We start from the raw sequence: 25,824 nt of genomic DNA on the forward strand, positions 1-25,824 counted from the left end.
GCCCCTCCGGCGGGCTACAGCGCCACGCGCGCGAGGCGGTCGCGCAGCTCGGCGAGCGCGCGGAACGTCGTGTGGTTGAAGTCCGCGCCCAACTGGTTCGGCACGGTGACCAGCAGCGTGTCGGACTCCATCACCGCCTGGTCCTCGCGCAGCTCGCGCTCGAGCTTGTCGAGGTCGCCCACGTACGTCTTGCCGAACGTCGAGATCGTGTTGTCGATCTCGCCGATCTGGTCGCGGTTGCCGCCCATGCGGTCGCGCTCGAGGTACGGGTGGAAGTAGGTGTGGGACGCGTCGTCGACGATCGGCATGATGCTGCGCGACACGGATACCCGGGGCGTGCCAGGGTGGTCGCCCGCGCTCCAGCCGTCGCGGAACGCCTCGATCTGACGCGCCTGGACCACCCCGAGCGGCTCGCCCGTAGCCTCGAGCACCAGCGTCGAGGACATGAGGTGCATGCCCAGCTCGCCGGTGCGGCGCGCCGAGTCGATGCCGCCCGCGCCGTACCAGATGCGATCGGCGAGGCCGGGGGAGAGAGGCTGGATCGGGAGCAGCTCGCCCTCGCGGATGTGCGCGCGGGGGCCGGGCTCGGCGACCCCGTCGCCGGCGATCGCCTCGCGGAAGCGCGCGATCCGGCGGGCGGCGTCCTCCACGGGGGTGTCGCCGAAGCCGAGCGGGTAGCCGAACGTGGCGGGGCCGTCCGCGGCGGGCTCCGGGCTGCCGCGGGACACGCCCAGCTGGAGCCTCCCGCCCGCGACCAGGTCGGCGGTCGCGGCCGCCTCCGCCATGTACAGCGGGTTCTCGTAGCGCATGTTGATGACGCCGGTGCCCAGCTCGATGCGCTCGGTGCGCGCGCCCATCGCGGACAGCAGCGGGAACGGCGACGCGAGGCACTGCTCGAAGTGGTGGACCCGGATCCACGCGCCGTCGATGCCCGCGTCCTCGGCGGCCTCCGCGAGGCGGATGGTGTCGAGCATGGCGTCGGACGCGGTGCGGACCTTCGAGCCGGGCGCGGCCGACCACCATCCGAATGACAGGAACCCGACTTTGCGCACGCCACGCCTCCTCATGTTGACGTGTCAACAATACTGCGCGCCGCCCGCGGTTCGGTCCGCACGGTCTCACCCGCGACACGCCGCCATCCAGCCCATTCTCGCGCGGGACCCTCCGCGTGTCGCGGCGGCGACCGTGCGGAACGGAGTGGGTGCGGGTCGCTAGCCTGAGCCCATGATCACCGTCCGCCGCGTGGATGCCGACGACCCCGACGCCCACGCCCTGTGGGCGGAGCAGCAGGCCGACCTCGCACGCCGCTACGACAGCCCCGACCTGGTGCTCGAGACCCGCTTCCCGACGCTCGTCGCGTCGCTGGTGGGGTACGCCGAGGACGGGGAGCCCGTGGCGAGCGCCGTCATGCGCTGGTCGCCCTACCCGACCGGCGCCGGATCGATCGAGCTCAAGCGCCTGTTCGTGCGCCCGGGCCACCGGGGCAACGGCCACTCCAAGGTGATGATGGGCGCCGCCGAGGCGATCGCTCGACGCGCCGGCGCCACGCGCATCGTGCTCGAGACCGGCACGGAGCAGCCCGAGGCGCTCGCTCTCTACGACCGCCTGGGCTACACCCGCATCCCGGGCTACGGCGAGTACAAGGATGAGCCCGACTCCATCTGCTACGGGCTCGACCTGCCCCTCCGCGTCCTGGTGCTCACGGGCGCGATGGGTGCGGGCAAGACGTCCGTGGCGGAGTCCGCTCACACCGCCCTCGCGCTGCGCGGCGCCCGCACCGTGTTCGTCGACGCGGACACGCTGTGCGAGGCGTATCCGTCCCCGCCGAACGACATGGTTAACCAGGCGCTGCTCCTCGAATGCCTGATGGCGCTCGCCCCGGTGCACCGGCGCCACGGCTTCGGGCTGCTGGTGATGCCGCGCATCCTCGAGGACTCCGCCGACCGCGACGCCATCGCGCACGCGCTCGCCGGGCCGGGCGGCCCCGCGGACGTCACCGTGGTCCGCGTGACCGCGCCGCTCGAGGAACGCGTCGCCCGCCTGCGCCGACGCGAGACGTCCGAACGCTGGCTCGACTGGGCCGTGCCCCGCACCGCCGAGCAGGGCGACGAGCTCGAGGACCTCGGGATCGACGACGCCGTGGTGGACAACAGCGGACGGTCCCCCGACGAGTCCGCCGCCGAGGCACTGGACGTGGTGGGCTGGTGAGCGTGGGCGCGGTGCTGATCCGCAACGGCCGGCCGTGGTCCGACGGCATGTTCCTTGCCGGGGATGCGGTCCTCGCCGTGAACGGCCGCGTCGCCGCGGTGGGCGAGGGCGACGGCCTGGCGGCGCGGGACGATGCGGCGGGAGCCCTGGTCGTGGACGCTCGCGGCGGCCTGGTGCACCCGGGCTTCGCCGATGCGCACGTCCATGCGGCGATGGCGGGCATCGAGATGCTCGGCCTCGACGTGAGCGGCGCGCACGGGGCCGAGGCGTGCCTCGCGCTGGTGGCCGCGCATGCGGCGAGCCACGAGGGTCCGTGGATCGTCGGCGGCGGCTGGCACATGTCCGACTACGTCGGCGGCACGCCCACCGCGCGGGCGCTCGACGCCGCCACCGGCGACGTGCCCGCGTTCCTGGTCAACGCCGACCACCACGGTGCCTGGGTCAATACCGCGGCGCTGCGTGCGGCGGGCATCGACGCCTCGACGCCGGATCCCGAGGACGGCCGCATCGAACGCGATGCGGCAGGGAACCCGACCGGCACGCTCCACGAGGGCGCCATGGCGCTGGTCGAGCCCTCCCTCCCTCCCGTGACCGCGGAGGCCGCGCGGGCGGGATTGGCCGCCGCCGCATCGTCCCTCCTGGGATACGGGGTGACGGCGTGGCAGGAGGCGATCGTGGGGGAGTACGGCGGCCACCGGGACGCCTCGGACGCCTACGGCGACCTGCTGGAGGCCGGCGCGTTCGCGGCGCGGGTGTCGGGCGCGCTGTGGGTGCCGCGGGACGTCACGGTCGAGGGCGTGCCGGCGCTCGTCGAGGACTTCGTGAGGCGGCGCGACGCGAACGCCGCGCGCGGCTTCGACACCTCGAGCGCCAAGATCATGGTCGACGGCGTGGCCGAGAACCGCACGGCCGCGATGCACGAGCCCTACCTGGAGGACGGCTGCGACTGCGCGCGCGACGGCGCGACCGGGCGCGGCATCGCGTACTTCGGCCGGGATGTCCTCGCCGCCGTGACGGCCGCGCTCGCGGCCGCGGGATTCGCGCTGCACTTCCATGCGATCGGCGACCGGGCGGTCACCGAGGCGCTCGACGCCGTCGAGGCGATCCCCGCCGCCGACCGCAGCCGACGCCGCCACCACATCGCCCACGTCCAGGTGGTCGACCCGGCGGACATCCCGCGCCTCGCCACGCTCGGGGTCACGGTCAACGCGCAGGCCCTGTGGGCGCGCAACGAGGCCCAGATGACCGAGCTCACCGTGCCGATCCTGGGCGAGCGGCGCGCCGCGTGGCAGTACCCGTTCGGGTCGTTCCTGCGCGCGGGCGCGGCGCTCGCGATGGGCTCCGATTGGCCGGTGTCCACCCCGGACCCGTGGCAGGCGATCCACACCGCGGTGACGCGCAGGGAGCCCCGCTCGGATGCGCCGCCGCTCAACCCGGGCGAGGCTCTCACGCTCGCGGAGGCGCTGCGCGCGTACACCGCCGGTTCCCACCGATTGCTCGGGCTCGACGGCTCGGGCGTGCTCGAGGTGGGCGCGCGGGCCGACCTGTGCGTCGCCTCGCGCGACCCGTTCGCGGGCGATCCCGAGGAGATCTGGACCACGCGCACCGTGGTGACGGTGCTGGGCGGCGAGGTGGTCGCGCGCGCGTGACCGCGGCGACGCGCGCTCAGTCCTCGAGCGCGAACCGCACGGCCGCCTGAGCGTGCAGCGCGAGCGCGTCGAAGTACGGCACGTCCACGTCCTCGGCGGTCATCACCATGGGGATCTCGGTGCAGCCGGCGATCACGCCGCCGGCGCCGCGCGCCACCAGCTCCGCGGTCGCCTTGCGCGTGAGGGCGCGGCCCTCGTCCTCCACCACGCCGCGCGCGAGCTTGTCGTAGATGAGGGAGTGGACCTCGGCGAGGCGGGGCTCGTCGGGCACGAGCGCCTCGACGCCGCCCGCCGCGAGCCGCTCGCGGTAGAACGGCATCCGCATGGTGAAGCCCGTGCCGAGCAGCGCGACCGTCGACAGCCCGGCCGCGCGGATCGCGGCGGCCGTCTCGTCGATCACGTTGATGACCGGGACCTGCGCGGCGGCCTCCACCTCGTCCGCGATGACGTGCATCGTGTTGGCGCAGATGAGGATCGCCTCCGCGCCGCCGTCGACCAGCCAGCGCGCGTCGCGCCCGAAGGTGGCCGCGAGACCGTCCCACTCGCCCGCCTCCTGGGCTGCGGCGATGGCGCCGAAGTCGTAGTGGCGGATCACCAGGTCCGCGGTGCGGCCCGGCAGCGTCTCCGCGACGCCCTCGTGCAGCAGCGTCTCGTAGACCAGCGTCGAGTGCCACGTGATGCCGCCCAGCAGGCCGATGCGTCGAGGAGAGGTGCGCATGCCTCGACCCTAGCCATGGCGATCGGTGCCACGGGGCGGGCCCTTGGCCCCTAGGCGACCCGGCGAACCTTCCCTTACGCTGTAACGATGAAGATCGGAGAGCTCGCCTCCCTCGGGGGCGTCACCGCCAAGACCGTCCGCTACTACGAGAGCATCGGGCTGCTGCCCGAGCCGCAGCGCCGCACCAACGGCTACCGCGAGTACGGCGACGAGGCGCTCGACCGCCTGAGGTTCGTGCGCGACGCCCAGGCCTCGGGCCTCACGCTCGCCGAGGCGGGCGACATCCTCGACATGAAGGACCGCGGCGAGAGCACCTGCGAGCACTCCCGCGCCACCGTCGCGCGCCACCTCAAGGACATCGACGCGCAGATCGCGAGCCTGCTCGCCGCGAAGGCGGAGCTCACGGCGCTGTCGCGCCGCGCGGAGGCGCTCGACCCGGCGGAGTGCACGGACCCGCACCGCTGCCAGGTGCTCGCGCTTGACCTTCCCGCCGAGGGCAAGGTCTAGCCTGCCCGCATGAGCACCGACACGGCCCCCGAGACACCCGCCGAGCCCACGATCGACCTCGCCGTGGGCGGCATGACCTGCGCCGGCTGCGCCACCGGCATCCAGAAGGGCCTCGCGATCCTGCCCGGCGTGGGTTCCGCGGCCGTCAACATCGCGACCCGGCGCGCCACCGTGCTGCCCGACGGCACCCTCGACCGCGAGGACCTCGAGGCCGCCATGCGCGCCGCGATCACCGGCCTCGGCTACCAGGTCCTCACCCGGCCGTCGACCCCCGGGGGCGACGCAGACGGCCCCCAGCCCGAGCATCGTCCCTCCACCCGCGAGGAGGAGGCCGCCGCGCAGGCCGCCAACGACGAGCGCCGCATCGCCGACTACCGTCGCCGCTTCCTGGTCGCCGCCGTTCTCGCCGTCCCGGTGGCGCTGGTGTCGATGGTCCCGGCCCTGCAGTTCGAGGGCTGGGAGTGGTGGGCGGCGCTCCTCGCGACGCCCGTGATCTGGTGGTCCGCGTGGCCGTTCCACGTCTCCGCGTGGAAGGGCGCGCGGCACCGCACCACCACCATGGACACCTTGGTGAGCCTGGGGACGTCCGTGGCATGGCTGTGGTCGATGTGGACGCTGATCGCCGGCCCCGACCACGCCCACGTGTACTTCGAGACCGGCGCCGTGATCGTGAGCCTCATCCTGCTGGGCAAGTGGCTCGAGGTGCGCTCGACCGCACGCGCGGGCGACGCGATCCGGGCGCTCGGCGCGCGCCAGAGCCCGACGGTGACCCTCGCGGACGGCACCGAGATCCCGCGAGAGGACCTGGGCGTCGGCATGCGCTTCCTGGTACGTCCGGGCGACGCGATCGCGACCGACGGCCTGGTGGTCGAGGGCTCCGCCGCAGTCGACGCCAGCCTGGTCACCGGCGAGCCCGTGCCCGTCGCGGCCCGCCCCGGCACCGAGGTGGTGGGCGGGACCATCGCCGCCGACGGCGCGCTCACCGTCGAGGCGACCCGCGTGGGCGAGGAGACCATGCTCGCGCAGATCGCCCGCATGGTCGATGAGGCGCAGGCCGGCAAGGCCCGCATCCAGCGGCTCGCGGACCGGGTCTCGGCGATCTTCGTGCCCGCGGTGATCGGCGTGGCGCTCGTGACGGCGCTGGCGTGGGTGGCCGTGACCGGCGACGTCGCCGCCGCGATCACCGCCGCCGTCGCGGTCCTCATCATCAGCTGCCCGTGCGCGATGGGTCTCGCGACGCCGCTCGCGATCATGGTGGGTACCGGCCGCGGCGCGCAGCTGGGCATCCTGGTCCGCGGCGCGCAGGCGCTCGAGGACGCACGCTCGCTCGAGACCGTGGTGCTCGACAAGACCGGCACCGTGACCGAGGGGCGCATGGAGGTCACGTCCACCTTCGCTCCCGGTCTGGGGGACGATGCGGCGGGCACCCTGCTCGACGCCGTCGCCTCGGTCGAGGCGCGGTCCGAGCATCCCGTGGCCGCCGCCATCGCGGCTGCGCGCGAGGGCCGGATCCCGCTCAAGGGCTTCCGGTCCACCCCCGGCCAGGGCGTCACCGCGACCGTGCGCGGCGCCGGCCCGGACGGTGCCAATGCGGACGTCACCGTGGGCTCGCGGCGGCTGTTCGACGCGCTGCCCGACGAGCTGTCGGAGTGGGCCGTCACGCGTGAGTCGCGCGGCGAGACCGTGGTGTTCGCGGGACGTGCCGCCCCGCTCGGTGGAGGCCTGCTGGGAGACCCGGCCGGCGCATCGTCCACCCTCACCCGGACCGCGCTGGTCGCGGAGGCCGCCATCGCGGTGCGCGACCGGATCAAGGACACCGCCCCGGAGGCCGTCGAGGCGCTGCGCTCGCTCGGCGTCGAGGTGGTGCTGCTCACCGGTGACAACCGGCGGGCCGCGGAGGCCGTGGGCGCGGAGCTCGGGATCGACCGCGTCATCGCGGAGGTGCTGCCGGGCGACAAGGAGGACGTGATCGTCGGTCTGCAGGAGGGCGGGCATCGCGTCGCGATGGTCGGCGACGGCGTGAACGACGCCCCGGCGCTGGCGCGCGCCAACCTGGGCATCGCGATCGGGACCGGCGCGGACGTGGCACGCGAGGCCTCCGACCTCACGGTCGTGGGCGGCGACCCGCGCGCCGCGGCGGATGCGATCGCGCTGTCGCGGCGCACCTACGCGACCATCCGCGGCAACCTCGTGTGGGCGTTCGCGTACAACGTCGCGGCGATCCCGCTCGCGGCGATGGGCGTGCTCGACCCGATGATCGCCGCCGCGGCGATGGGCGCGTCGAGCCTGTTCGTGGTGGGGAACTCGCTGCGGCTGCGGGGCTTCCAGAGGCGGTGACGGCCGGTGGCGGTGGGCGGTGCGCGCGCCTCAGCGCCCCGCCACCGACCACGCGAGCGCAGACCGGGCGCGCGTGACACGTCCGGCAGCGTCCGCGGCGCGCGCCGAGATCATCCCGTCGGTGTGCGCCGCGACCAGCAGCGCGAGCTGCGCCCGCTGAAGCCGGTGGAGGTCGCGGGCGGCTTGCGGGCCGTGCCGGTCGTTCATGTCGTGGCGGGCGTGGCGGCGACGGCCGCGGGTCGAGAGGCCCTCGAAGTCCGCGGGGCTCACCAGGTAGTCGGGCACCGTGACGCGAGCCATGCGCGCGAACACGGCGCGTTCGCGCAGACGGCCCACATGGACCGTGGTCGCGAGCACGATCACGATCGGGACGCCCTTGATGAGGGCCGCGGTGAACTGCGAGCCGTGGATCAGCGGTGAGTTGAGGAAGCCGTGGAGGATCATCGCCGCGGCCAGCGAGCCGATCGCCACGCCCCACCGTCGCCAGGTCGCTGCGGTGGACACGAAGAAGAATGCGATCCCGGCGCCGGCGATCGCGGAGAACGCGGCGTGGCTCCACAGCCCCGCCACGATCCCGCGCAGCACGAACATCTGCCACACGATGTCCATCGCGTCGCCCGAGAGTGCCGCGGTGCGGGCGGTGTAGAGGAACCCCTCGACCACCTGGAACCCCAGCCCCACCATGGCGCCGTAGAACGCGCCGTCCGCGACCGTGCGGATCCGGGCACCGGGGATCAGCGCGAGGGCCACGATGCCGAGCGCCTTGAGCGGCTCCTCGACGAGCGGCGCGGCGATCGCGGAGATCCAGGGCGAGTCTTCCCCCAGCCAATCGCCCACGATCGTGTGCATCGCGGGACCGCCGATGCGCGACACCCCGACGGCGACGACCGCGCCCCACGCGAGCGCGCCGAGCACGTTGACGACAGGCCGGCGCTCGTACAGCTCGAGCAGGTACACCGAGGTGGCGAAGACCAGGCCGTAGGCGATCCACAGCGCGGCCGACAGCGCGCCCGAGGCGGGGTTCGCCACGAAGGACTCGAGGATCAGCGGTGCGACCTGGGCGAACGCGCCGATCGCGAGGGCGATCGAGCACCAGAAGACCCACGACCGCGCGTCGACGAAGGTGGCGGTGCGAGGGCGGGGGAGACCCCCGCGCGTGCGCGGCGTAGCGGTCACGACGTCTCGCCGAAGGTGAGCGATCGCACGATCGTCTGCGCGGACGCGTTGGTGCTCTCCCACGCGGCGGGCGGCGCCGTGAGCAGCACGAGCACCTGCTCGCTGCCGTTCGACACGACCCAGGCCTGCCGGGTCTGGAGCGGCTCCTGCAGGGTGACCGTGGCGGCATCGTCCCCCGCGTCGGTGGTGAAGGCACGCGGCTGGGGCGCGACGATGCCCTGGCCCTCCTCCTGCGCGTGCGCCACCCACTGATCGGTCACCGTCTCGATGGCCTGCGCCGGGTGCAGCTCGGAAGGGTGCGGCGCCGTGATCGACAGCGGGGCGCCCGCCTGGGTGAGGGTGGTGATGCCGGGGTGCGAGGCGGAGACGGACCAGTCCTCGGAGGTGGTGACGGTCGCGCCGCCGCCCAGGTCGATCACGCGCGGCGGCGCCGGTGCGGACATCTCGCGGGCGACCGCGGGGAGCGCGACCGCGTAGGCCAGCGCGACGGCGAGGATGACGAGCGCGCCCGCGAGGGAGCCTCGCCCGATGAGCCGCACGGAGAGCGGCTGGGCCTGGCCCGAGGGGTCCGCCCCAGCGGCGGACGTGGCGCCGCTGCTCATGCTTGCGACGCTAGCACGCGGGCCGGCGCCGCCTCTGGGCGTGACCGCCCGTCCGCCCGCGGCGCCACGCCGGCGCGGGTCAGATCGCGTCGAGCGCCCGCGCGAGGTCCTCGCGCAGGTCCTCGACGTCCTCGAGGCCGATGCTGAGCCGCACCGTCGCCTCGCACATCCCCACGGCCGCGCGTCGCTCGGGTCCGAGCTTGCGGTGCGTGGTGGTCGCGGGGTGCGTCGCGATCGACTTCGCGTCGCCAAGGTTGTTCGAGATGTCGATCACCCGGAGCGCGTCGAGGAAGCGGAAAGTCGCCGCCTTCGCCTCGGGGCCGTGCGGGTCGACGCCGTCGGGCAGCGCGATGTCGATGGTCACGAGCGTGCCGCCCATGGTCATCTGCGCCGTCGCGCGCTCGTACTGGGGGTGGGACGGCAGCAGCGGGTACCGGGCGATCGCGACCTTCGGGTGCGCCTCGAGCCACGCGGCGAGGTCCAGGGCCGATGCGGCCTGCGCCTTCACGCGGACGGCGAGGGTCTCGAGGGACTTGCCGAGCACCCAGGCGGTGAACGGCGACATGGTCGCGCCCATGGTGCGCACCATCTGGCGGACCTTGTCGACGTACTCCTTCTGGCCGAGCACCGCGCCGCCGAGCACGCGGCCCTGACCGTCGATGTGCTTGGTCGCGGAGTAGACCACGGCGTCCGCGCCGAGCTCGAGCGGCTTCTGTCCGAGCGGGGTCGCGAACACGTTGTCGACGATGAACAGCGCGCCGGCCTCCTTGGCGCGGGCCGCGACGTGGCGGAGGTCCACCACGTCCTGCATGGGGTTGGTGGGGGACTCGCAGAACACCGCGGTCGCGGGCGTGGCGAGCGCGCGGTCCCAATCCTCGTTCACGTGGCCGTCGACGTAGTCGACGGTGATGCCCCAGCCGGCGAAGTACTCGTCGAACGTCGCGATCGACGTGCCGAAGAGCGCGCGCGACGCGACCAGGCGGTCGCCCTGACGCAGGATCGCGGCGAGGCTCACGAACACGGCGGCCATGCCGGTCGCGGTGGCGAAGCAGTCCTCGGCGCCCTCGATCGCGGCGAGCCGGGTCTCGAACATGGAGACCGTCGGGTTCGCGTAGCGCGAGTACTGGTAGCGGTCGATCTCGCCGGCGAACGCCGCCTCCGCCTCGCGCGCCGTCGGGTAGACGTAGCCCTGCGTCATGAAGATCGCCTCGGACATCTCGTCGAACGGGCTGCGCACGTGGCCGGCGCGGACGGCGAGGGTGTCGGGACGGAGCTGCGGGGCGTCTTCCGAGGTCATGGGCTCAGGCTACCCAGCCCCGCTCCCCTCGAGATCCTCGTACGGGGAAGTGGTCGAGAGTTTCTGAACGGGCGTCGTTCAGTTCCCCGCCGGAGCACGCGATGTCGCGAAACCGTCGCTGGGTTCCCCATAGGGCGTGCGGCGGGGTGGGCGTGGGCGGAGGACCCGAGGGACGATGCTCCGGCCGGGTAGGTCTACCCGGCCGGAGCATCGTCCCGCCCTCAGGCCTCCCGGACCGCGTAGGCGCGGCCGGAGGCGCCGGTGGCCGTGAGCGAGCCGTCGCGGGACACGACGGTGACGGTGTCGCTCGAGCCATCGGACGCGTGAAGCTCGACGGTGCGGGTCTCCTCGCCGCCCGGGTAGACGACGAGCTCGACGTCGGACAGGTAGTCGTAGTCGGGGCGGTCGTCGCGGGTGCCGCGCGGGAGCACGGTGCCGGGGCGGACGTACAGCGGCATCGACTCGTAGCCGTGCGTCTCGCGCACCCACCGACCGCCGGCGACGCGCTCTCCCGTGAGCAGCGACGTCCACTCGCCGTCGGGCAGGTAGAGGTCCACCTCGCCCGACGCGGACATCACCGGCGCGACCAGCAGCGAGTCGCCCAGCATGTACTGCCGGTCGAGATGCTGGGTCGCGGGGTCGCCGGGGAACGCGAGGAACATCGGCCGCATCATCGGGACGCCGGTCTCCGCGGTCTGCACGGAGGCTGCGTAGAGGTACGGCATGAGCGACAGCTTGAGCTTGGTGAACAGCCGTGCGACGTCCACGGCCTCCTCGTCGAAGGCCCACGGCACGCGGTAGGAGCCGCTGCCGTGCAGGCGGGAGTGCGTGGACATGAGCCCGAACGCGAGCCAGCGCTTGAACACGCCGGCGTCCGGGGTGCCCTCGAAGCCGCCGATGTCGTGGCTCCAGTAGCCGAAGCCGGAGCTCATGAGCGACAGTCCGCCGCGCAGGGTCTCGGCCATCGACACGTAGGACGAGGTGTTGTCGCCGCCCCAGTGCACCGGCATCGTCTGGCCGCCGGCGGTCGCCGACCGCGCGAACAGCACCGCCCCGCCCTCGCCCTTCTCGCCGACCAGCGCCTCCCACACGGCCTCGTTGTAGAGCTGTGTGTAGAGGTTGTGCATGGTCTCGGGGCGTGACCCGTCGTGCCACACCACGTCGGTGGGGATGCGCTCGCCGAAGTCGGTCTTGATCGCGTCCACACCCTGGCGCACCAGGGTCCGGATGAAGTCCTGGAACCAGGCCCGCGCGTCGGGGTTGGTGAAGTCGACCAGCCCCATGCCGGCCTGCCACTGGTCCCACTGCCACACCGAGCCGTCGGGTCGCTTGACCAGGTAGCCCTTCTCCATGCCCTCGCGGAACATGCGGCCGCGCTGCGCGATGTACGGGTTGATCCACGCGGACACGCGGAGGTCCTTGTCCTCGTGCATGCGGCGCAGCATGCCGTCGGGATCGGGGAACACGCGCTCGTCCCAGACGCCGTCGGTCCAGTTGAACTCGCGCATCCAGAAGCAGTCGTAGTGGAACACGGACAGCGGGAGGTCGCGCTCGCGCATGCCGTCCACGAACTGCGTCACGGTCGCCTCGTCGTAGTCCGTGGTGAAGGACGTCGACAGCCACAGCCCGAACGACCAGTCCGGCACGCGCGGCGGCCGGCCCAGCAGCGCGGTGTAGCGCTCGACGGCCTCGGCCGGGGTCGGGCCGGCGAACACCAGGTACTCGAGCGACTCTCCGGCGGTGGAGAACTGCACGCGCTCGACCGCCTCCGAGCCCACCTCGAAGCTCACGTGCTCCGGGTGGTTGACCAGCACGCCGTACCCCCGGGAGGACAGGTAGAACGGGATCGACTTGTACGCCTGCTCGGAGCTGGTGCCGCCGTCGGCGTTCCAGATGTCGACGCTCTGACCGTTCTTCACGAACGGCCCGAACCGCTCGCCGAGACCGTAGATGGTCTCCCCGACGCCCAGATCCAGCTGCTCGTGGACGTAGGCACGATGCGGGGCGAGCCCGTTCGCGCTGTATCCGGTGGCACCGGTGGGCTCGGCCGACACGGACGCGTGGTCCGCCAGCGTCATGTAGCCCACCGAATGGTGGCCCGATCCGGTGATGCGCTCGCCGTCCACCTCGAAGTCGAGGCTCCACGGCGCACCCTTGGCGATCCGCGCGGTGAGACGCCCGGAGGTCAGGGTGCCCCCCGCATCGTCCACCTGCGCGGTCCCCGCGCCCTCGACGGCGCCCGGCATGCGGAAGCCGGGGGAGCGGTGCGCGCCCTGGTGGTGGTCGATCCGCACCTTGACCACGCCCTCGAGCGGCGACGTGAGGGTGACCGTGAGCATCGCGCGGTTGAGCACGTCGCCCCGGGAGCGGATCACGCGCGTGGGTGCGTGCACCGTCAGCGTGTCGCCCTCCGCCCACACGTCGTAGGCCTCCTCCGCGTAGAGGGCGTCGACGCCGGGCCGGCGCTGCCAGAAACCGTCGGTGAACTTCACTTCACTGCTCCTGCCGTGATGCCGCGCGTGAGGGTGCGCTGGAAGATGAGGAAGAAGATGATCGTCGGGATGATGCTGATGAGCGTTCCGGCGATCAGGGTCGTGGTGTCCGTCTGACGCTCGCCGTTGAGCTGCTCGAGCAGCAGGGGGACGGTGAGCGAGTCGGACGTGTTGAGGAAGGCCAGCGGCAGCAGGAACTCGTTCCACGTCCAGATGAAGAAGAACACCATGAGGACCGACAGCGTCGGACGGACGATCGGGACGATGACCGAGCGCAGCGTGCGCCAGCGCGTCGCGCCGTCGACGGAGGCCGCCTCGAGGATCTCCTTGGGGAAGGTGCCCAGCAGGCTCGACAGCAGGTAGGTGCCGAACGCGGACTGGATCACCACGAACGTGAGGATCACGGACCACGGGTTCGACAGCAGGCCCATGTCGTCGTACAGCTGGAACAGCGGGTCGAAGAGCATCTCCTGGGGGACCAGGTTGGCCATGAGGAACACCAGGACGATCCAGGTGCGGCCCCGCACGCGTCCGATGCCGATCGCGAACGAGTTCAGCACCGAGACGACCACCGCGATGATCGACACCATGGTCGAGATGAAGATCGAGTTCCACAGCGCTCGCGGGAAGTTCTGCGTCTCCCAGAACGTCCTGATGCCCTCGAAGCTGAGCGCCTGGGGCAGCTCGAGCGGGCCGGAGTTCGCGTAGTCCTGCGGGGACTTGAACGCGTTGAGCAGCAGCAGGAGCATCGGGAAGACGATCGCGAGCGCGCCGAGGACGGCGAGCGTGAGCATGACCCACTCGGCGACGGTGCGGGGGCGAGCCTTGTTGCGGCGGTCCTTGCCGTCCGTGGAGGGGGCGGGCGCGGGGGCCTGGGCGACGGCGGTCATGTCAGGCGTCCTTTCGCTCGGCGCGGTTCTGCACGCGGATGAAGATGATGGCGACCACGACCACGAGGATCGTGATGGCGGAGGCGATGGTCGCGGCGTAGCCCTTGTCCGTGCCGCGGATGAACTCCTGATAGGCGTAGAAGCTGGGCACGTACGTGGACTTCGACGGTCCGCCGTTGGTGAGGATGAACACCGGGGCGAAGACCTTGAGCGCCGCGATGGTGGTGGTGAGCGCCACCACGAACACCTCGGGCCGGATCATCGGCAGCGTGATCGCGCGGAAGCGCTGGAACCAGTTGGCGCCGTCGAGCTCCGCGGCCTCGTACAGCTGCGGGTCGACGCGCTGGAGCGCCGCCATGAAGATCACCACGGGGTAGCCGATCTGGATCCAGATCATCAGCACCATGACGGAGGCCATCGCGGTCGAGTACTGGCCGCCGAGCCAGTTGATCTCGACCTCGCTGCCCGTGAGGACCGTCAGGAACTGGTTGAGGACGCCGTCGGAGTTGGGCTTGAGGATCCAGCTGAACATCACGCCGGCGACGGCGATGGGGAGGATCTGGGGGAGGTAGTAGGTCGCGCGCAGGAAGCTGGAGAGGCGGGCGCCGAACCGGCGGCCCACCACGTCGAACAGCAGTGCGGCGATGACGAGGCCGAGCAGGGTGGGCACGATCACCATGGCGACGATCACCAGGATGATGTTCTTGAACGACTGCAGGAACTCCTGGTCCGAGAACAGGGCGACCCAGTTCTCGAGGCCCGCGAAGTACTCGGGTGCGCGGCCGCCGCGCCAGTGGAAGAAGCTCAGGCGGACGTTGCGGACGATCGGGTAGAAGATCACGAGCCCGACCAGCAGCGTGCCGGGGATGAGGTACAGCCAGTAGCCGAGCTTGCCGCGGTCGCGCTGCGGGATGCGGGCGGGCTCGTCGGTTCGGCGCGGGCGGACGCGCTGCGGGGTGGAGGTCATGAGGGGTTCCGTCTCCGGCGGGGGTCCGGGCCGCGTGGACCCGGACCCCCGCCTTGATGAGGGATGGCGACTAGCGGAGGTCCGCCACGTAGCTCTCGTAGTAGTCCATGAGCTGCGTGTTCGCCTCGTCGGCGGTGACGTCGCCGTTGACGATGCCCTGCATCACGGAGTTGAGGTCGCCGTAGAAGGTGGGCGTCGGCCAGTCGGGGTAGAAGGACAGGCCGTCGCGGTCGTTGACCTCGTTGAACAGCTCGATGAGCTTCTGCGCGTCGGGGTCGGTGATGTCCGCGGTGTCGGCTGCGACCGGCAGGCCGCCCGACTCGCCCAGCAGCGCCTGGACCTCGGGACGCATGGTGATGTCGATGAAGATCTCCGCGAGCTCGGGCTGCTTCGACTCGACCGGGACCACCCAGATGTTGCCGCCGGACCCCGGGGTCAGCGTGGTGTCGGGCCAGTTGGTGATCCCGAACTCGAAGTCGGTGACGTCCTCGAGCATGCGGCCGTACCACCAGGAGCCGGAGTAGAACATCGGGGCGTCGCCGTTGATGAACGCGAGGCCCGCGTCCTCGGCGGTCATGCCGGAGGCGTCCTTGCTGATGTAGCCGGCGTTCACCCAGTCCTCGAGGGTGCCGGAGGCGTAGCTGACCTCGGGGCCGGCCCAGTCGACGGCCTCGGTGTAGAGCTGGTACGCGTCGACCCAGGAGCGGTCGGCCTGGCTCAGCGCGAGCTGGTACCAGAGCTGGCCCATCGGGTACTCCTGCGCGGAGGTGGTGAGCGGGGTGACGCCCTCGTCGACGAACGCCTGCATGGCGGTCTCGAGGCTCGCCTCGTCCGTGGGCACCTCGATGCCGTACTCGTCGAACATGTCCTGGTTGAAGTAGAGGAACACGAACTCGCCGTAGTTCGGCACGCCGTACCAGCTGCCCGAGCCCATCACGCCGTTCTCGTCGTACTTCGCGATGGTGTCGATGCCGGCGCTGAGCTTGTCCGCCCAGCCGTAGGTCTCGTACGCGTCGTCGAGGGGAAGGATGACGCCGGTCGCGGCGAGCTGGCCCGCGGTGCCGTTGCCCTTGTTGTACTCGGACACGTCGGGTGCGTCGGAGGAGTCGAACAGCTGCTGTGCAGAGGCGTTGAGGTCCTCGAACGCGGTGGTCTGCAGGTCGACGGTCGCGCCCGTCTCCTCCTCGAACATCTCGATGGCGAGGTTCCACGCCTTGCCCATCGCGGACTCCTCGCCCTCGTAGTGCATGACGGTGAGGGTCTCGCCGGTGTAGTCGCCGTCCGCCGGGGCGCCGGACGCCCCGCCCTCGCCGCCGTCTCCGGACGAGCATGCGGTGAGGCTGAGCGCGCCGGCCGCGAGCACGGCCGTGGCTGCTGTGATGCGGTACTTCATTGTCCGTTCCTGCTTCCTTGTCGTGGCCCGGGGGCCGGGGTGGTGCGCGGTGCCGTTCGCAACTTTCGAAGCGCTTCGACGATGCGCGTGCGTGGGGGATGCCCTGGTGAGGTCAGACCCCGGGGTCCGGGTCGGCGGCCGCGCGGGCGATCACCGAGCCGTGGTCGATGTAGGTCGGGGGGATGAGGACGATGCGGGGGGTGCGGTCCCCGCCGTCGATCGCCTTGACCAGGAGGTCCATGGCGGCGGTGCAGGATGCCTGGGCATCGAGCGGCATGGTGTCGAACGGCACGGCGAACCGTGCCGTGGTGAAGCTGACGCCGGCCGCGATGACCGAGACGTCGCGGGGGACCTCGAGGCCGCGGGTCGCGAGGATCGCGGACAGCGACGAGGCCACATCTGCGGTGGTGTTGAGCACGATCCCGTCGAGCCCGGGGAGCTGCTCGAGGAGGCGGCGCACGCTGCCGTCGGCCGTGTGGCCGTTCGGGTGCGTGATGGCGTGGCGGATGCCGCGCTCTTCGCAGCGCTCGGTGAAGGCGCGCAGGACGCGGCGGGGGAAGTTGGAGCCGCGCTCGATGGTCTCGAGGCGGTGGGAGATCAGGCCGATCTGGCGGTGGCCCGCGTCGACCAGGCGGTCGACGGCCTCCCGGGCGGCGGCCTCGAAGTCGAGGTCGACGCACACCAGGCCCTCGGTGTCGGCCGGGAGTCCGACGAACACCGTGGGGCAGGCGAGCGTGCGTGCGAGGGGGACCCGCGCATCGTCCTCGTCGACATCCAGCACCACGATCCCGTCCGCGAGCTGGGTCGCGGCGGAGCGGCGCATGCCCTCGAGCGCGTCGTCGTGGACCAGGAGGAGCGTGTCGTAGTTGTGCGCGCGGGCGACCCGCGTGGTCTGCATGGCGAACGCCATGTGCGCGGCGTCGTCGGTGTCGGGGTGGACGGGCTCGCTCACCGCGATGATGTGCGAGCGGTGCGCGGCGAGCATCCGGGCGCTCGCGTGGGGGAGGTAGCCGAGCTCGCTCGCGACGGCGAGGACGCGGTCGCGGGTGTCTGACTTGATGGAGCGCTTGCCGCTCAGGGCGTAGGAGACGGTGCTGATCGACACGCCGGCGGCCTGCGCCACGTCCGCGATCGTCGCCATGTCGACTCCATCGTCCTCATCGGTTCCCGTGCCGGCGCTTGGGTTTCGAAGCGCTTCGACTGGGCTTGCCTGCATGACGTTATGTTGGTCGCCGCAACAAAGCAAGCCGGGTTACCGAATCGTGACATTTGCCGGGGGTGCCACGCTCGCGCGCGCCTCCCCCGTCCCCCTATGGGGAACTGGCCGACGGTTTCTCGAGGTCCTCGATAGCTGTGGGGAAGTGAGCGACGTGTCCCGTCGCGAGACCTCGTTCCGGCACTCACGCGTGCCGAGTTGGGGTCAAGCGTCGCTCAGTTCCCCGCAGCTCCACGCGATGTGGCGAGATCGTCGCTGGGTTCCCCATGGCGCGCGGGGGTGCGCGGGGTGGATCACGAGCGGCAGGTCAGCCCTGCTGCCAGGGCAGGCCTGCACCCTTCCAGCCCTGCCAGCCGCGGTGGCCCTGCTCGTCGGTCGCGCCCTCGAAGCCCTCGAGGATGTTGTACGCCGGGCCGAGGCCTGCCGCGGTCGCCACCTGAGCCGCGCCGATCGACCGCTGGCCCGAGCGGCACAGGAAGACGATGGGCTGTCCCGGCTGCACGCCGGTCGCCTCGAGCTGCGCGAGGAAGCCCTCGTTGCGCGCCATCGCCGGGTAGGACACCCACTCGATCAGCGCCGCCTGCTTCCCCAGCGAGGACGCGTCCGGGACGCCCACATAGCGCCACTCCGCCTCGGTGCGCACGTCGACCAGGATCGCGCCGGGCTCGTTCTCGAGCAGCTCCCAGGCCTCGTGCGGGGTCAGGTCTCCGGCGTACGTCATGACGGTCCTCTCGGGTCGTGGTCAGCACGAGTGTAGGTCCGCGTGCCTAGGGTGGGTTCATGATCCGCATCCACCTCACCAGCGTCTTCGTCGACGATCAGGCGAAGGCCCACGACTTCTACACCCGCGTGCTCGGCTTCGAGACGCGCACCGACATCCCGCTCGGCGACGGGAACCGCTGGCTCACCGTGGGGGCCCCGGGGGACGATGCGGTGCAGCTCCTGCTGGAGCCGTCCGGTCATCGCGCGGTCGGGCCCTACCGGGACGCTCTGCGCGAGGACGGCATCCCGGCCGCGCAGTTCGCCTCGGACGACGTGCGCGCCGAGCACGAGCGCCTGGTCGCGCTGGGTGTCGAGTTCACCATGCCGCCCACGGACATGGGCCCGGTCACCGTCGCGGTGCTCGACGACACGTGCGGCAACCTCATCCAGCTTGCGCAGATGGGCTGACTCAGCGGGCCAGCCGCGCCGCCTCCTGCGGTGAGCGAGCGTCCACCGACCGCGCCGCGAACAGCGCCACCACGCCGATGCCGGCCGCGCTGGCGGCGACCATGATCACCGTGCCCAGGAGCGCCTCGGCTCCCATGATCGCGACGGTGCCCCACGTGGGGTCGGTCGCCGCTTCGATCGCCTCGGACGCGGCGAGGATGGTGGCCATCGCCATGCCGAGCGCGGCGCCCACGAGCACCCCGAGCGCCATCGGCGCCGCGACCCGCACGATCGCCGCGACCTGTCGCGCGTGGCGGTCGAGACCGAGTGCTCCCGCGGTCGCGGCCTCCCGCAGCGCTGCGCCGCGGCCCATCCATTCGGCGAGCCCGATGACCAGGCCCCCGATGACCATGAGCAGCGCACCGCCGAGCCACCACGGCAGCATCCCATCCTCCACGCCGTCCCACGTCGGAGCGGGTCCATCCACGGGCAGACCCATGCTGCGTACCGCCATGAAGACGGGGAAAGCCGCGAGCAGCATCCCGGTCCCGGCGGGGACGAGCGCTCCCGTGCGGTGCTGGAGCGAGTCCGCAGCGAGCACGAGCGACGGTTTCCCGGTCCGTGCGAGCGACGCGCCCAGGCGCGGCATCGCCGCGCGCAGCCCGAGCCCGGCGAGCCCGCCAGCGGTGACCGTGAGGACCACCCAGCCGAAGTCGTCCGCAATCCCCCACCAGCGGCCGTCGGGCAGCCAGCCCGCAGCCTCCGCGAGGATGACGACCACCGCCGCGACCGCCGGGAGGGCGAGCCAGGCGGGAGAGACGAGGCGCCGGGCCGGCTCGGCGACGCGCAGGTCGCCGGGGCCGGTGGGCTTGAGGGCCGCGCTCGGCTCCACGTTCGCCGCCCACAGGGCCGGGACCAGACCGATCACGAGCGCAAGCGCCACCGCGAACGCCAGAATGGTGGCCGCGTACCCGGGCGGCAGCGTCGCGATCGCGGGACCGTACACGTCCGGCCGTGCGGCGTCCGACAAGGAGTAGACCCACTCGGCTGCCGCCCAGCCGCACGCGAGCCCGACGGTGCCCGCGACGAGGCCGATCACCGTGCCCTCGACTGCACCGGCCTTGACGATGTCGGCGCGTGTCGCGCCGAGCGCCCGCGCGGTCGCGACCCACTGCGTGCGCGCCTCACCCTGGCCCCGGCCCGCGGCGATGGCCGCGCCCACCGCGATGACCGCGAGGAGGCCTGCGCCGACCAGCGACAGCAATACCGCGCCGGCGAAGGTCGCGTGGTCGTCCTCGTACGGGATCGTCTGGGTCACGTCCTCGAGGCCGGCGAGAAGCGGCCCGTCCCACGTGAATGTCACGTCGTACATGCCCGTGCGGTCACCCGCGTCGTTGACCACGGGGAACGGCCCTCCGACCCTGGCGACCGCGGCGACGCCCTCGGGTGCGATGAGCCCGGTCGCGCCGTACAGCTCTCCGTCGATGACCCCGGAGCGGATGAGGCCGACCACCGTGAGCCGCAGCGGCGTCGCCGAGGGTACATCCGCGTCCTCACGCCCGGTCACGGTGACGGAGTCGCCGACCTCGATGCCGAGCCGCTGGGCGTACGCGGAGGCGAGCGCGATCTCGCCTGGGCCCGGGACGGCGCCCGCGTAGAGCCGATCCGTGGCGGCCTCGGGCGAGAGCGCCTCAAGGTAGGCGCCGCCGTCCGCGTCCTCCGCGAACCGGGCGTACACGGTGGCGCGCGCGTCGAGGTCGATGCCTTGCGACGCGGCGTCGTCGACGATCGCGGCGACCTGGTCGGGCGTCGCGGTATGCCAGTCGTCCATCGCCCGCCCGTTGCGATAGCCCATGCCGTCGCTCCATCCGCGCAGCGTCGCGACGTGCTCGCCCGAGTAGCCGGACTCGTCGGCGAACTCGCGGTCGATGGCCGCCTGCGTCCCCAGGGAGGTCGCGGCGAACGTCGCGAGCCCGGTCGCCATCGCGACCAGCACCCCTGCCGTCACCGTGTACCGGCGCTGCGCGCGCCACTGCTCGCGCAGCAGCGCGCCCCCCACGGAAGTCATCCCCAGCATGGCTGCCACGCTAGCGACGCGAAGGCGCCAGCCGCATCGTCCCCGCGCACCGTTCTCCGGTGATAACCAGGTATGACGCGGCTACCCCTCCTCGGGGTGCGGCTTGCCCGGCGTGACCGGCGGCAGCGCCGACCACGGGAACGTGATCCACAGGTCGGTGCGCTTCCACACGTAGTCGGGGTCGATGATCGAGTGAGACTTCGCGTAGAGCACCACGGTGCGCACCTCGCCGGCGTGCTGCTCCATCAGCTTCTTCACGAGCGCGAGGGTCTCGCCGGTGTCCGCGACGTCGTCGGCGACCAGCACCTTGAGGCCCTTCATCGCGTCCGTGTCGAGCAGCGGCGGCAGCAGCACCGGGGCGGGCAGGCGCTCGTCGATGCCGGTGTAGAACTCGACGTTGAGCGTGCCGACGCCCTTGGTCCCCAGTGCGTAGGAGATCGCGCCTCCCACGGGCAGCCCGCCGCGCGCGACGGCGACCACCACGTCGGGCTCGTAGCCCGAGTCGACGACCATCTGCGCGAGCTCGCGCGACGCGTCGCCGTATCCCTGCCAGGTGAGGACCTCGCGCTCGGGGGTGTCGGTCATCTCGTCTCCAACCACGTCCGGTGAGGCGAGCGTACCGGCGCGACCGCCGCATCGTCCCCCGTAACCTTGACCGATGGGCTTCTTCACCTCCGAGGGCGACGCGCGCCGTTTCTACGAGGCGGACGGCTGGTTCCAGGCGTGGCTCGCGGCGAGCCCCAAAAGCGCCGAGTACCTCGCGACCCAGGTGCGCAAGTCCACCGGGCATGACCTTCAGTTCACGCCGGCGGAGCTGCGTCCCACCATCGACTGGGTGACGCGCGACCTGCGTCGCGACCGCTCGGCGGTCAAGCCGGACTGGGCGTACCGCTCGGAGCTGGGGCGCGAGCTCACCATGCACGGCGCCGCGCTCATCGACGGGCTGCTGGTCTACCTGGGTGGGATCGCGGACGACCACCAGCCGCTGTCCTGGGGTCTCGACCGTCGCGAGGGCTCGCCCACGTATCTCGACCCGATGCTCGGCCCCGGCGGCCCGCCGCTCGCGCTGCTGCCGCACGCGGTCGCCGCGATGGGACACGGCCGCGCCGCGTGGGACTCCGTCGAGGACGTGCTGCGCTGGTTCGCGTCGCCGGGTCAGCTGACCTACGAGGCGTTCGACACCCCGGCGGACGTGCGCGAGTCGTTCATCCCGAAGGGCGGCCTCTTCAAGAAGCCGGTGCGCCCCACCGAGCTGCCAAGCGTGCCGCCGTCCGAGTCGCTCGGCCCGGTGCAGGAGGGCGACCCGGGCCTGGTGGTGAACGATGCCGGTCCCGGCCACGCGCCCGGCACCCCGTCCGACGCGACGCACCACGCGATCGTGATGCTCGCCGCCGGCGCGATCGACGAGCCCGCCCTGTTGCGCTTCCTGCGCGGCTGCGACGCGGCGCCCGGCATCGCGCGCGTGGCGTTCCGCAGCCACCACCTCCTCGAGGTGTGGGCGCCCGGGCTGCTCACGGTGGAGGTGCTGGCGTCGCTGCGCGCCGCCGCGCGCGCGGAGCTGCCGTCGCGACCGGACGATGCGCCGCTCACCGAGGACGACCGGCGCGGACTTCTCCTGCGCGCGCCGTTCCTGGAGCGACTGGGCAGGCATGAGGACCTCGCGGTGCGCACCATCGAGGTCGACGGCTGGGACGCGACCGTCACCGTGCAGTCGCCCTGGCTCGACGACTACACGTACACCGTTGCGCTGCACCCCCGCGTGGTCGAGTCTCTGACGGAGGCGCGCATGCAGGCGGTCGCGGACGCGCTCGGGCTGCTGCCCGGCGTCGATCGCGTGCTGTGGGAGGACGCCGAGGGCGTCCACGTCCATGGGCCGGACCTCGCGGCGGACGCGCTCGCGGACGCGGTCGCGGACGCGCTCGCCTCCTAGCTCGCCCCACCCCCGCGCGCTATGGGGTGGCCAGCGTCGCTTTCTGCAGGTCTCGCCTTCCTACGGGGAAGTGAACGTCGCACGTCAGCGGTCGTGCACTCCGCTCGCGAATCAGCAAAGGTCCTGGTGCGGCACCCGTCGAGGGTGCACAATCCCCTCATGGGGGACACAGCGGAGACGCGCAAGCAGGCGCCCACCAGGCGCGCGGCGCTCGCGGGGATCATCGTGGCGGGCCTCGCGCTCGTGGTGCTCGGGGCGTTCGCGTTCTGGGAGCGCCCGGCGAGGCTTCCCACCTACGCCGCGAGCGAGTGGACCGGCGAGGCGACCGAGGTCGCGCAGGGCGTGCGCGCGGACGCCAAGGGCCTGTGGACTGTCTGCCCGACCAGCGCCACCGAGGCAGACGGCGTGGTGGGCCTTCTGCTCGCGGACACGTGGAGCGCGACGGTGCCGCGCCTCGGGGCCGAGGGTGCGTTGGCGCACCTGCACGGCGGCCCCGTCGAGCTGACCTCCGCTGAGCGTGCCGATTCGTACTACCCGCCGGTGGTCGGCAGGTTCCTCGATCCGGCGGTTGCGGAGGACGCCGCGCTCGCGGACACGTGGACGGGGATGTGCGGGGACGTCGCGGCGGTGATCCTCGTCGCGCCCGACGCGGTGATCGAGGAGATCGACTTCGCCCCCTGACCCGCGCGGACCCGCGCCCACTCGCACGACGCAACTCCCGCATCGTCCCGTTACCAGGGGCCGTCGTACCGCGTCCCGTGCGGGCGCCGGGCGATGCGCCCGCCGGTAGGATTGCCGCATACCCGCCGGCTCCACCCATGAGGACTTCATGACCGACGCGCTTCAGCCCACCGCCGCCCAGCTCGACACCGTCGGCTACGCGGAGAACACCCCCGACCAGGAGCAGCCCTGGGGAGAGCTGGGTCTCAAGCACGACGAGTATCAGCGCATCCGCGACCTCCTGGGCCGCCGCCCCACCAACGCGGAGCTCGCGATGTACTCCGTCATGTGGTCGGAGCACTGCTCGTACAAGTCCTCCAAGGTGCACCTGCGCCAGTTCGGCGAGAAGACCACGCCGGAGATGAAGCAGCGCCTCATGGTCGGCATCGGCGAGAACGCCGGCGTCGTGGACATCGGCGACGGCTGGGCCGTGACCTTCAAGGTCGAGTCGCACAACCACCCGTCCTACGTCGAGCCGTACCAGGGTGCCGCGACCGGCGTCGGGGGCATCGTCCGCGACATCCTTGCGATGGGCGCACGCCCGGTCGCCGGCATGGACGAGCTCCGCTTCGGCGCGATCGACCACCCCGACACCGCCCGCGTCGTGCACGGCGTGGTCGCCGGCGTCGGCGGCTACGGCAACTCGCTGGGCCTGCCCAACATCGGCGGTGGCGCCCGCTTCGACTCCTGCTACCAGGGCAACCCCCTGGTCAACGCGCTCTGCGTGGGCAAGATGAAGCACGAGGACATCCACCTCGCGTCCGCCGAGGGCGTGGGCAACAAGGTGGTCCTGTTCGGCGCCCGTACCGGCGGCGACGGCATCGGCGGCGCCTCGATCCTCGCGTCGGAGACGTTCGAGGACGGCGTGCCCGCGAAGCGCCCGTCCGTACAGGTGGGCGACCCGTTCATGGAGAAGGTGCTCATCGAGTGCTGCCTCGAGCTGTTCGCGGCGGACGTGGTCCAGGGCATCCAGGACCTCGGCGCGGCCGGCATCTCCTGCGCGACCTCCGAGCTCGCGTCCAACGGCTCGGGCGGCATGCACGTGTGGCTCGACGACGTCCTGCTGCGCGACCCCACCCTCAATGCCGGCGAGATCCTCATGTCGGAGTCGCAGGAGCGCATGATGGCGGTCGTCACGCCGGAGAAGCTCGACCAGTTCATGGCGATCACCGGCAAGTGGGACATCGAGTCCTCGGTGGTCGGCGAGGTCAACGACTCGGGCCGCCTCACCATCGACCACCACGGCCAGCGCATCGTCGACGTCGACCCGCGCACGGTCGCGCACGACGGCCCCGTCTACGACCGCCCGTTCCACCGCCCCGCGTGGATGGACGGCCTGCAGGCAGACCGCTTCGCGGCGGAGCTCCCCGCCACCGGCGAGGACCTGCGCGACGCGTTCGTCACCCTCCTCACCAGCGATAACATGGCCTCGCGCGAGTGGATCACCCGCCAGTACGACCGCTACGTCCAGGGCAACACCGCCGCGTCGCGCCCCGACACCGCCGGCGTGATCCGCATCGACGAGGAGACCGGTCGCGGCGTCGCCATCGCGACCCGCTCCAACGACCGCTTCACCAAGCTCGACCCCTACGAGGGCGCGCGCCAGTCCGTCGCGGCCGCGTTCCGCGGCGTCGCCATCACCGGCGCCGAGCCGACCGCCGTCACCGACGGTCTCAACTTCGGCTCCCCCGAGGACCCCGACTCGATGTGGCAGTTCGCCGAGGCCATCCGCGGCCTCGCGGACGCCTGCCAGGAGCTCGGCGTCCCGGTCACCGGAGGCAATGTGTCGCTGTACAACGGCACCGGCGAGCCGGGCCGCATCGACAGCTCGATCAACCCCACCGCGATCGTCGGCATCCTCGGCATCCTCGACGACGTCGCCCGCGCGACCCCGTCGGGCTGGCGCGAGGACGGCCAGCTGCTGTTCCTGATCGGCACCACCAAGCCGGAGCTCGACGGCTCCGAGCTCGCCTCCACGCACGGCCACCTCGGCGGCCTCCCGCCGGTGCTCGACCTCGCGTGGGAGAAGGAGCTCGCCGAGATCCTCATCGCGTGCTCGCGCGACGGCCTGGTCGACGCCGCCCGCGACGTGTCCGAGGGCGGCCTCGCCGCCGCGGCCGCGTACGGCTCGCTGCGCTACGGCGTCGGCGCGCGCATCGTCCTCGACGAGATCTGCGAGCGCGACGGCCTCACGCCCGCGCAGGCGCTGTTCTCCGAGTCGCAGGGCCGTGCGCTGCTCACCGTGCCCCGCACCGAGGAGCCGCGCCTGGTCGCGATGCTCGAGGCGCGCGGCGTGCCGTTCGCCCGCGTGGGCGTCACCGGCGGCGACGTCATCGACGTCCAGGGCCAGTTCGAGGTCCCCGTCGCCGAGCTCACCGAGGCCTGGGAGGCGCCGCTCGTCGCGCGCTTCGCCTGAGTCATCCCGTCCCTGAGCAGGGACGATGCGACGCCCGGCCCGGTGACAGGCCGGGCGTTTCGCGTTGCTCGGGCCGGCGG

General features: G+C 72.2%; 21 protein-coding genes. 8 read left to right on the forward strand and 13 right to left on the reverse strand.

The genetic code is table 11. From position 1 onward, the window contains the following. Nucleotides 1-14 precede the first annotated feature (14 nt). The gene (locus AOM01_RS06670) at nt 15-1,052 is read right to left on the reverse strand and encodes an LLM class flavin-dependent oxidoreductase (protein WP_062290808.1); all 1,038 of its coding nucleotides are present in this window, start codon (nt 1,050-1,052) and stop codon (nt 15-17) included. A gap of 172 nt (nt 1,053-1,224) precedes the next feature. Between AOM01_RS06670 and AOM01_RS06675 the strand changes: the two genes are divergently transcribed. Together AOM01_RS06675 and AOM01_RS06680 are read left to right on the forward strand one after the other, a co-directional pair. Further along, nucleotides 1,225-2,208, forward strand: a complete 984-nt coding sequence (locus tag AOM01_RS06675) for a GNAT family N-acetyltransferase (protein WP_062290811.1) — start codon at nt 1,225-1,227, stop codon at nt 2,206-2,208. Continuing rightward, nucleotides 2,205-3,857 carry an amidohydrolase gene (locus tag AOM01_RS06680; protein WP_228374234.1) on the forward strand — a complete coding sequence of 551 codons (1,653 nt, stop codon included), beginning with the start codon at nt 2,205-2,207 and terminating at the stop codon, nt 3,855-3,857. Before AOM01_RS06675 ends, AOM01_RS06680 begins: the two co-directional genes overlap by 4 nt. A 16-nt stretch (nt 3,858-3,873) precedes the next feature. Here AOM01_RS06680 and AOM01_RS06685 read toward each other — a convergent pair whose 3' ends face one another. Next, a complete protein-coding gene (locus AOM01_RS06685) occupies nt 3,874-4,575 on the reverse strand; it encodes an aspartate/glutamate racemase family protein (RefSeq protein WP_062290814.1) in 702 nt (233 codons plus the stop codon). Nucleotides 4,576-4,662: 87 nt separating this feature from the next. Here AOM01_RS06685 and AOM01_RS06690 point away from each other — a divergent pair, with 87 nt between their 5' ends. Continuing rightward, the gene (locus tag AOM01_RS06690) at nt 4,663-5,082 is read left to right on the forward strand and encodes a heavy metal-responsive transcriptional regulator (RefSeq protein WP_062290817.1); all 420 of its coding nucleotides are present in this window, start codon (nt 4,663-4,665) and stop codon (nt 5,080-5,082) included. Nucleotides 5,083-5,091: 9 nt separating this feature from the next. After that, nucleotides 5,092-7,419, forward strand: a complete 2,328-nt coding sequence (locus AOM01_RS06695; protein ID WP_062290819.1) for a heavy metal translocating P-type ATPase — start codon at nt 5,092-5,094, stop codon at nt 7,417-7,419. A gap of 30 nt (nt 7,420-7,449) precedes the next feature. On the opposite strand, the gene AOM01_RS06700 is transcribed toward AOM01_RS06695, so the two are convergent. The 9 genes from AOM01_RS06700 to AOM01_RS06740 all read right to left on the reverse strand — a co-directional run bounded on the left by AOM01_RS06700 (nt 7,450) and on the right by AOM01_RS06740 (nt 18,173). Next, the gene (locus AOM01_RS06700; RefSeq protein ID WP_062290821.1) at nt 7,450-8,595 is read right to left on the reverse strand and encodes a PrsW family intramembrane metalloprotease; all 1,146 of its coding nucleotides are present in this window, start codon (nt 8,593-8,595) and stop codon (nt 7,450-7,452) included. Beyond that, on the reverse strand, nt 8,592-9,197 hold the full coding sequence (locus AOM01_RS14355; protein WP_062290824.1) for a hypothetical protein: 606 nt from the start codon (nt 9,195-9,197) through the stop codon (nt 8,592-8,594). The genes AOM01_RS06700 and AOM01_RS14355 overlap by 4 nt, the downstream gene beginning before the upstream one ends. 79 nt (nt 9,198-9,276) lie before the next feature. Beyond that, nucleotides 9,277-10,494, reverse strand: coding sequence for an O-succinylhomoserine sulfhydrylase (gene metZ, locus AOM01_RS06710; RefSeq protein ID WP_062290826.1), 1,218 nt, complete (start codon nt 10,492-10,494; stop codon nt 9,277-9,279). Between the two features lie 221 nt (nt 10,495-10,715). Then, nucleotides 10,716-12,986, reverse strand: a complete 2,271-nt coding sequence (yicI, locus tag AOM01_RS06715; RefSeq protein ID WP_062290829.1) for an alpha-xylosidase — start codon at nt 12,984-12,986, stop codon at nt 10,716-10,718. After that, entirely contained in the window at nt 12,983-13,876 is an 894-nt protein-coding gene (locus tag AOM01_RS06720; protein WP_062290831.1) for a carbohydrate ABC transporter permease, read from the reverse strand. Before AOM01_RS06720 ends, yicI begins: the two co-directional genes overlap by 4 nt. 1 nt (nt 13,877) lies before the next feature. Next, complete coding sequence (locus AOM01_RS06725; RefSeq protein WP_062290835.1) at nt 13,878-14,843, reverse strand: carbohydrate ABC transporter permease; 966 nt, start codon at nt 14,841-14,843, stop codon at nt 13,878-13,880. 70 nt (nt 14,844-14,913) lie between these two features. Then, nucleotides 14,914-16,236, reverse strand: a complete 1,323-nt coding sequence (locus AOM01_RS06730; protein WP_062290837.1) for an ABC transporter substrate-binding protein — start codon at nt 16,234-16,236, stop codon at nt 14,914-14,916. Nucleotides 16,237-16,348: 112 nt separating this feature from the next. Further along, a complete protein-coding gene (locus AOM01_RS06735) occupies nt 16,349-17,377 on the reverse strand; it encodes a LacI family DNA-binding transcriptional regulator (protein WP_062290839.1) in 1,029 nt (342 codons plus the stop codon). A 382-nt stretch (nt 17,378-17,759) separates the two neighbouring features. Next, complete coding sequence (locus AOM01_RS06740) at nt 17,760-18,173, reverse strand: rhodanese-like domain-containing protein (protein WP_062290843.1); 414 nt, start codon at nt 18,171-18,173, stop codon at nt 17,760-17,762. A 59-nt stretch (nt 18,174-18,232) separates the two neighbouring features. Here AOM01_RS06740 and AOM01_RS06745 point away from each other — a divergent pair, with 59 nt between their 5' ends. Further along, a complete protein-coding gene (locus AOM01_RS06745) occupies nt 18,233-18,622 on the forward strand; it encodes a VOC family protein (RefSeq protein WP_228374235.1) in 390 nt (129 codons plus the stop codon). 1 nt (nt 18,623) lies between these two features. On the opposite strand, the gene AOM01_RS06750 is transcribed toward AOM01_RS06745, so the two are convergent. Together AOM01_RS06750 and AOM01_RS06755 are read right to left on the reverse strand one after the other, a co-directional pair. Then, nucleotides 18,624-20,678: an ABC transporter permease gene (locus AOM01_RS06750; protein WP_156155869.1), complete on the reverse strand. Its 2,055-nt coding sequence runs from the start codon at nt 20,676-20,678 to the stop codon at nt 18,624-18,626. Nucleotides 20,679-20,759: 81 nt separating this feature from the next. Continuing rightward, a complete protein-coding gene (locus tag AOM01_RS06755; protein WP_062290850.1) occupies nt 20,760-21,263 on the reverse strand; it encodes a phosphoribosyltransferase in 504 nt (167 codons plus the stop codon). A gap of 73 nt (nt 21,264-21,336) precedes the next feature. Between AOM01_RS06755 and AOM01_RS06760 the strand changes: the two genes are divergently transcribed. The 3 genes from AOM01_RS06760 (at nt 21,337) to purL (ending at nt 25,744) form a co-directional block, all read left to right on the forward strand. Beyond that, complete coding sequence (locus tag AOM01_RS06760) at nt 21,337-22,608, forward strand: hypothetical protein (RefSeq protein ID WP_062290852.1); 1,272 nt, start codon at nt 21,337-21,339, stop codon at nt 22,606-22,608. 159 nt (nt 22,609-22,767) lie between these two features. Then, nucleotides 22,768-23,289: a hypothetical protein gene (locus AOM01_RS06765; protein WP_062290855.1), complete on the forward strand. Its 522-nt coding sequence runs from the start codon at nt 22,768-22,770 to the stop codon at nt 23,287-23,289. A 148-nt stretch (nt 23,290-23,437) separates the two neighbouring features. Further along, nucleotides 23,438-25,744 (forward strand): phosphoribosylformylglycinamidine synthase subunit PurL, encoded by a 2,307-nt coding sequence (gene purL, locus AOM01_RS06770; protein ID WP_062290858.1) that lies wholly within the window; start codon nt 23,438-23,440, stop codon nt 25,742-25,744. Nucleotides 25,745-25,824 lie beyond the last annotated feature (80 nt).

Origin of the sequence: Demequina phytophila (genome assembly GCF_000971135.1) — a bacterium.
Classification (GTDB): Bacteria; Actinomycetota; Actinomycetes; order Actinomycetales; family Demequinaceae; genus Demequina; species Demequina phytophila.

Coding starts and splice junctions, on each gene's coding strand:
- AOM01_RS06765 (WP_062290855.1), top strand. CDS start 22,768: ATGGGGGACACAGCGGAGACGCGCAAGCAGGCGCCCACCAGGCGCGCG.
- AOM01_RS06730 (WP_062290837.1), bottom strand. CDS start 16,236: ATGAAGTACCGCATCACAGCAGCCACGGCCGTGCTCGCGGCCGGCGCG.
- AOM01_RS06740 (WP_062290843.1), bottom strand. CDS start 18,173: ATGACGTACGCCGGAGACCTGACCCCGCACGAGGCCTGGGAGCTGCTC.
- purL (WP_062290858.1), top strand. CDS start 23,438: ATGACCGACGCGCTTCAGCCCACCGCCGCCCAGCTCGACACCGTCGGC.
- AOM01_RS06745 (WP_228374235.1), top strand. CDS start 18,233: ATGATCCGCATCCACCTCACCAGCGTCTTCGTCGACGATCAGGCGAAG.
- AOM01_RS06735 (WP_062290839.1), bottom strand. CDS start 17,377: ATGGCGACGATCGCGGACGTGGCGCAGGCCGCCGGCGTGTCGATCAGC.
- AOM01_RS06685 (WP_062290814.1), bottom strand. CDS start 4,575: ATGCGCACCTCTCCTCGACGCATCGGCCTGCTGGGCGGCATCACGTGG.
- AOM01_RS06720 (WP_062290831.1), bottom strand. CDS start 13,876: ATGACCGCCGTCGCCCAGGCCCCCGCGCCCGCCCCCTCCACGGACGGC.
- AOM01_RS06750 (WP_156155869.1), bottom strand. CDS start 20,678: ATGCTGGGGATGACTTCCGTGGGGGGCGCGCTGCTGCGCGAGCAGTGG.
- AOM01_RS06695 (WP_062290819.1), top strand. CDS start 5,092: ATGAGCACCGACACGGCCCCCGAGACACCCGCCGAGCCCACGATCGAC.
- metZ (WP_062290826.1), bottom strand. CDS start 10,494: ATGACCTCGGAAGACGCCCCGCAGCTCCGTCCCGACACCCTCGCCGTC.
- AOM01_RS06675 (WP_062290811.1), top strand. CDS start 1,225: ATGATCACCGTCCGCCGCGTGGATGCCGACGACCCCGACGCCCACGCC.
- AOM01_RS06755 (WP_062290850.1), bottom strand. CDS start 21,263: ATGACCGACACCCCCGAGCGCGAGGTCCTCACCTGGCAGGGATACGGC.
- AOM01_RS14355 (WP_062290824.1), bottom strand. CDS start 9,197: ATGAGCAGCGGCGCCACGTCCGCCGCTGGGGCGGACCCCTCGGGCCAG.
- AOM01_RS06690 (WP_062290817.1), top strand. CDS start 4,663: ATGAAGATCGGAGAGCTCGCCTCCCTCGGGGGCGTCACCGCCAAGACC.
- AOM01_RS06725 (WP_062290835.1), bottom strand. CDS start 14,843: ATGACCTCCACCCCGCAGCGCGTCCGCCCGCGCCGAACCGACGAGCCC.
- AOM01_RS06760 (WP_062290852.1), top strand. CDS start 21,337: ATGGGCTTCTTCACCTCCGAGGGCGACGCGCGCCGTTTCTACGAGGCG.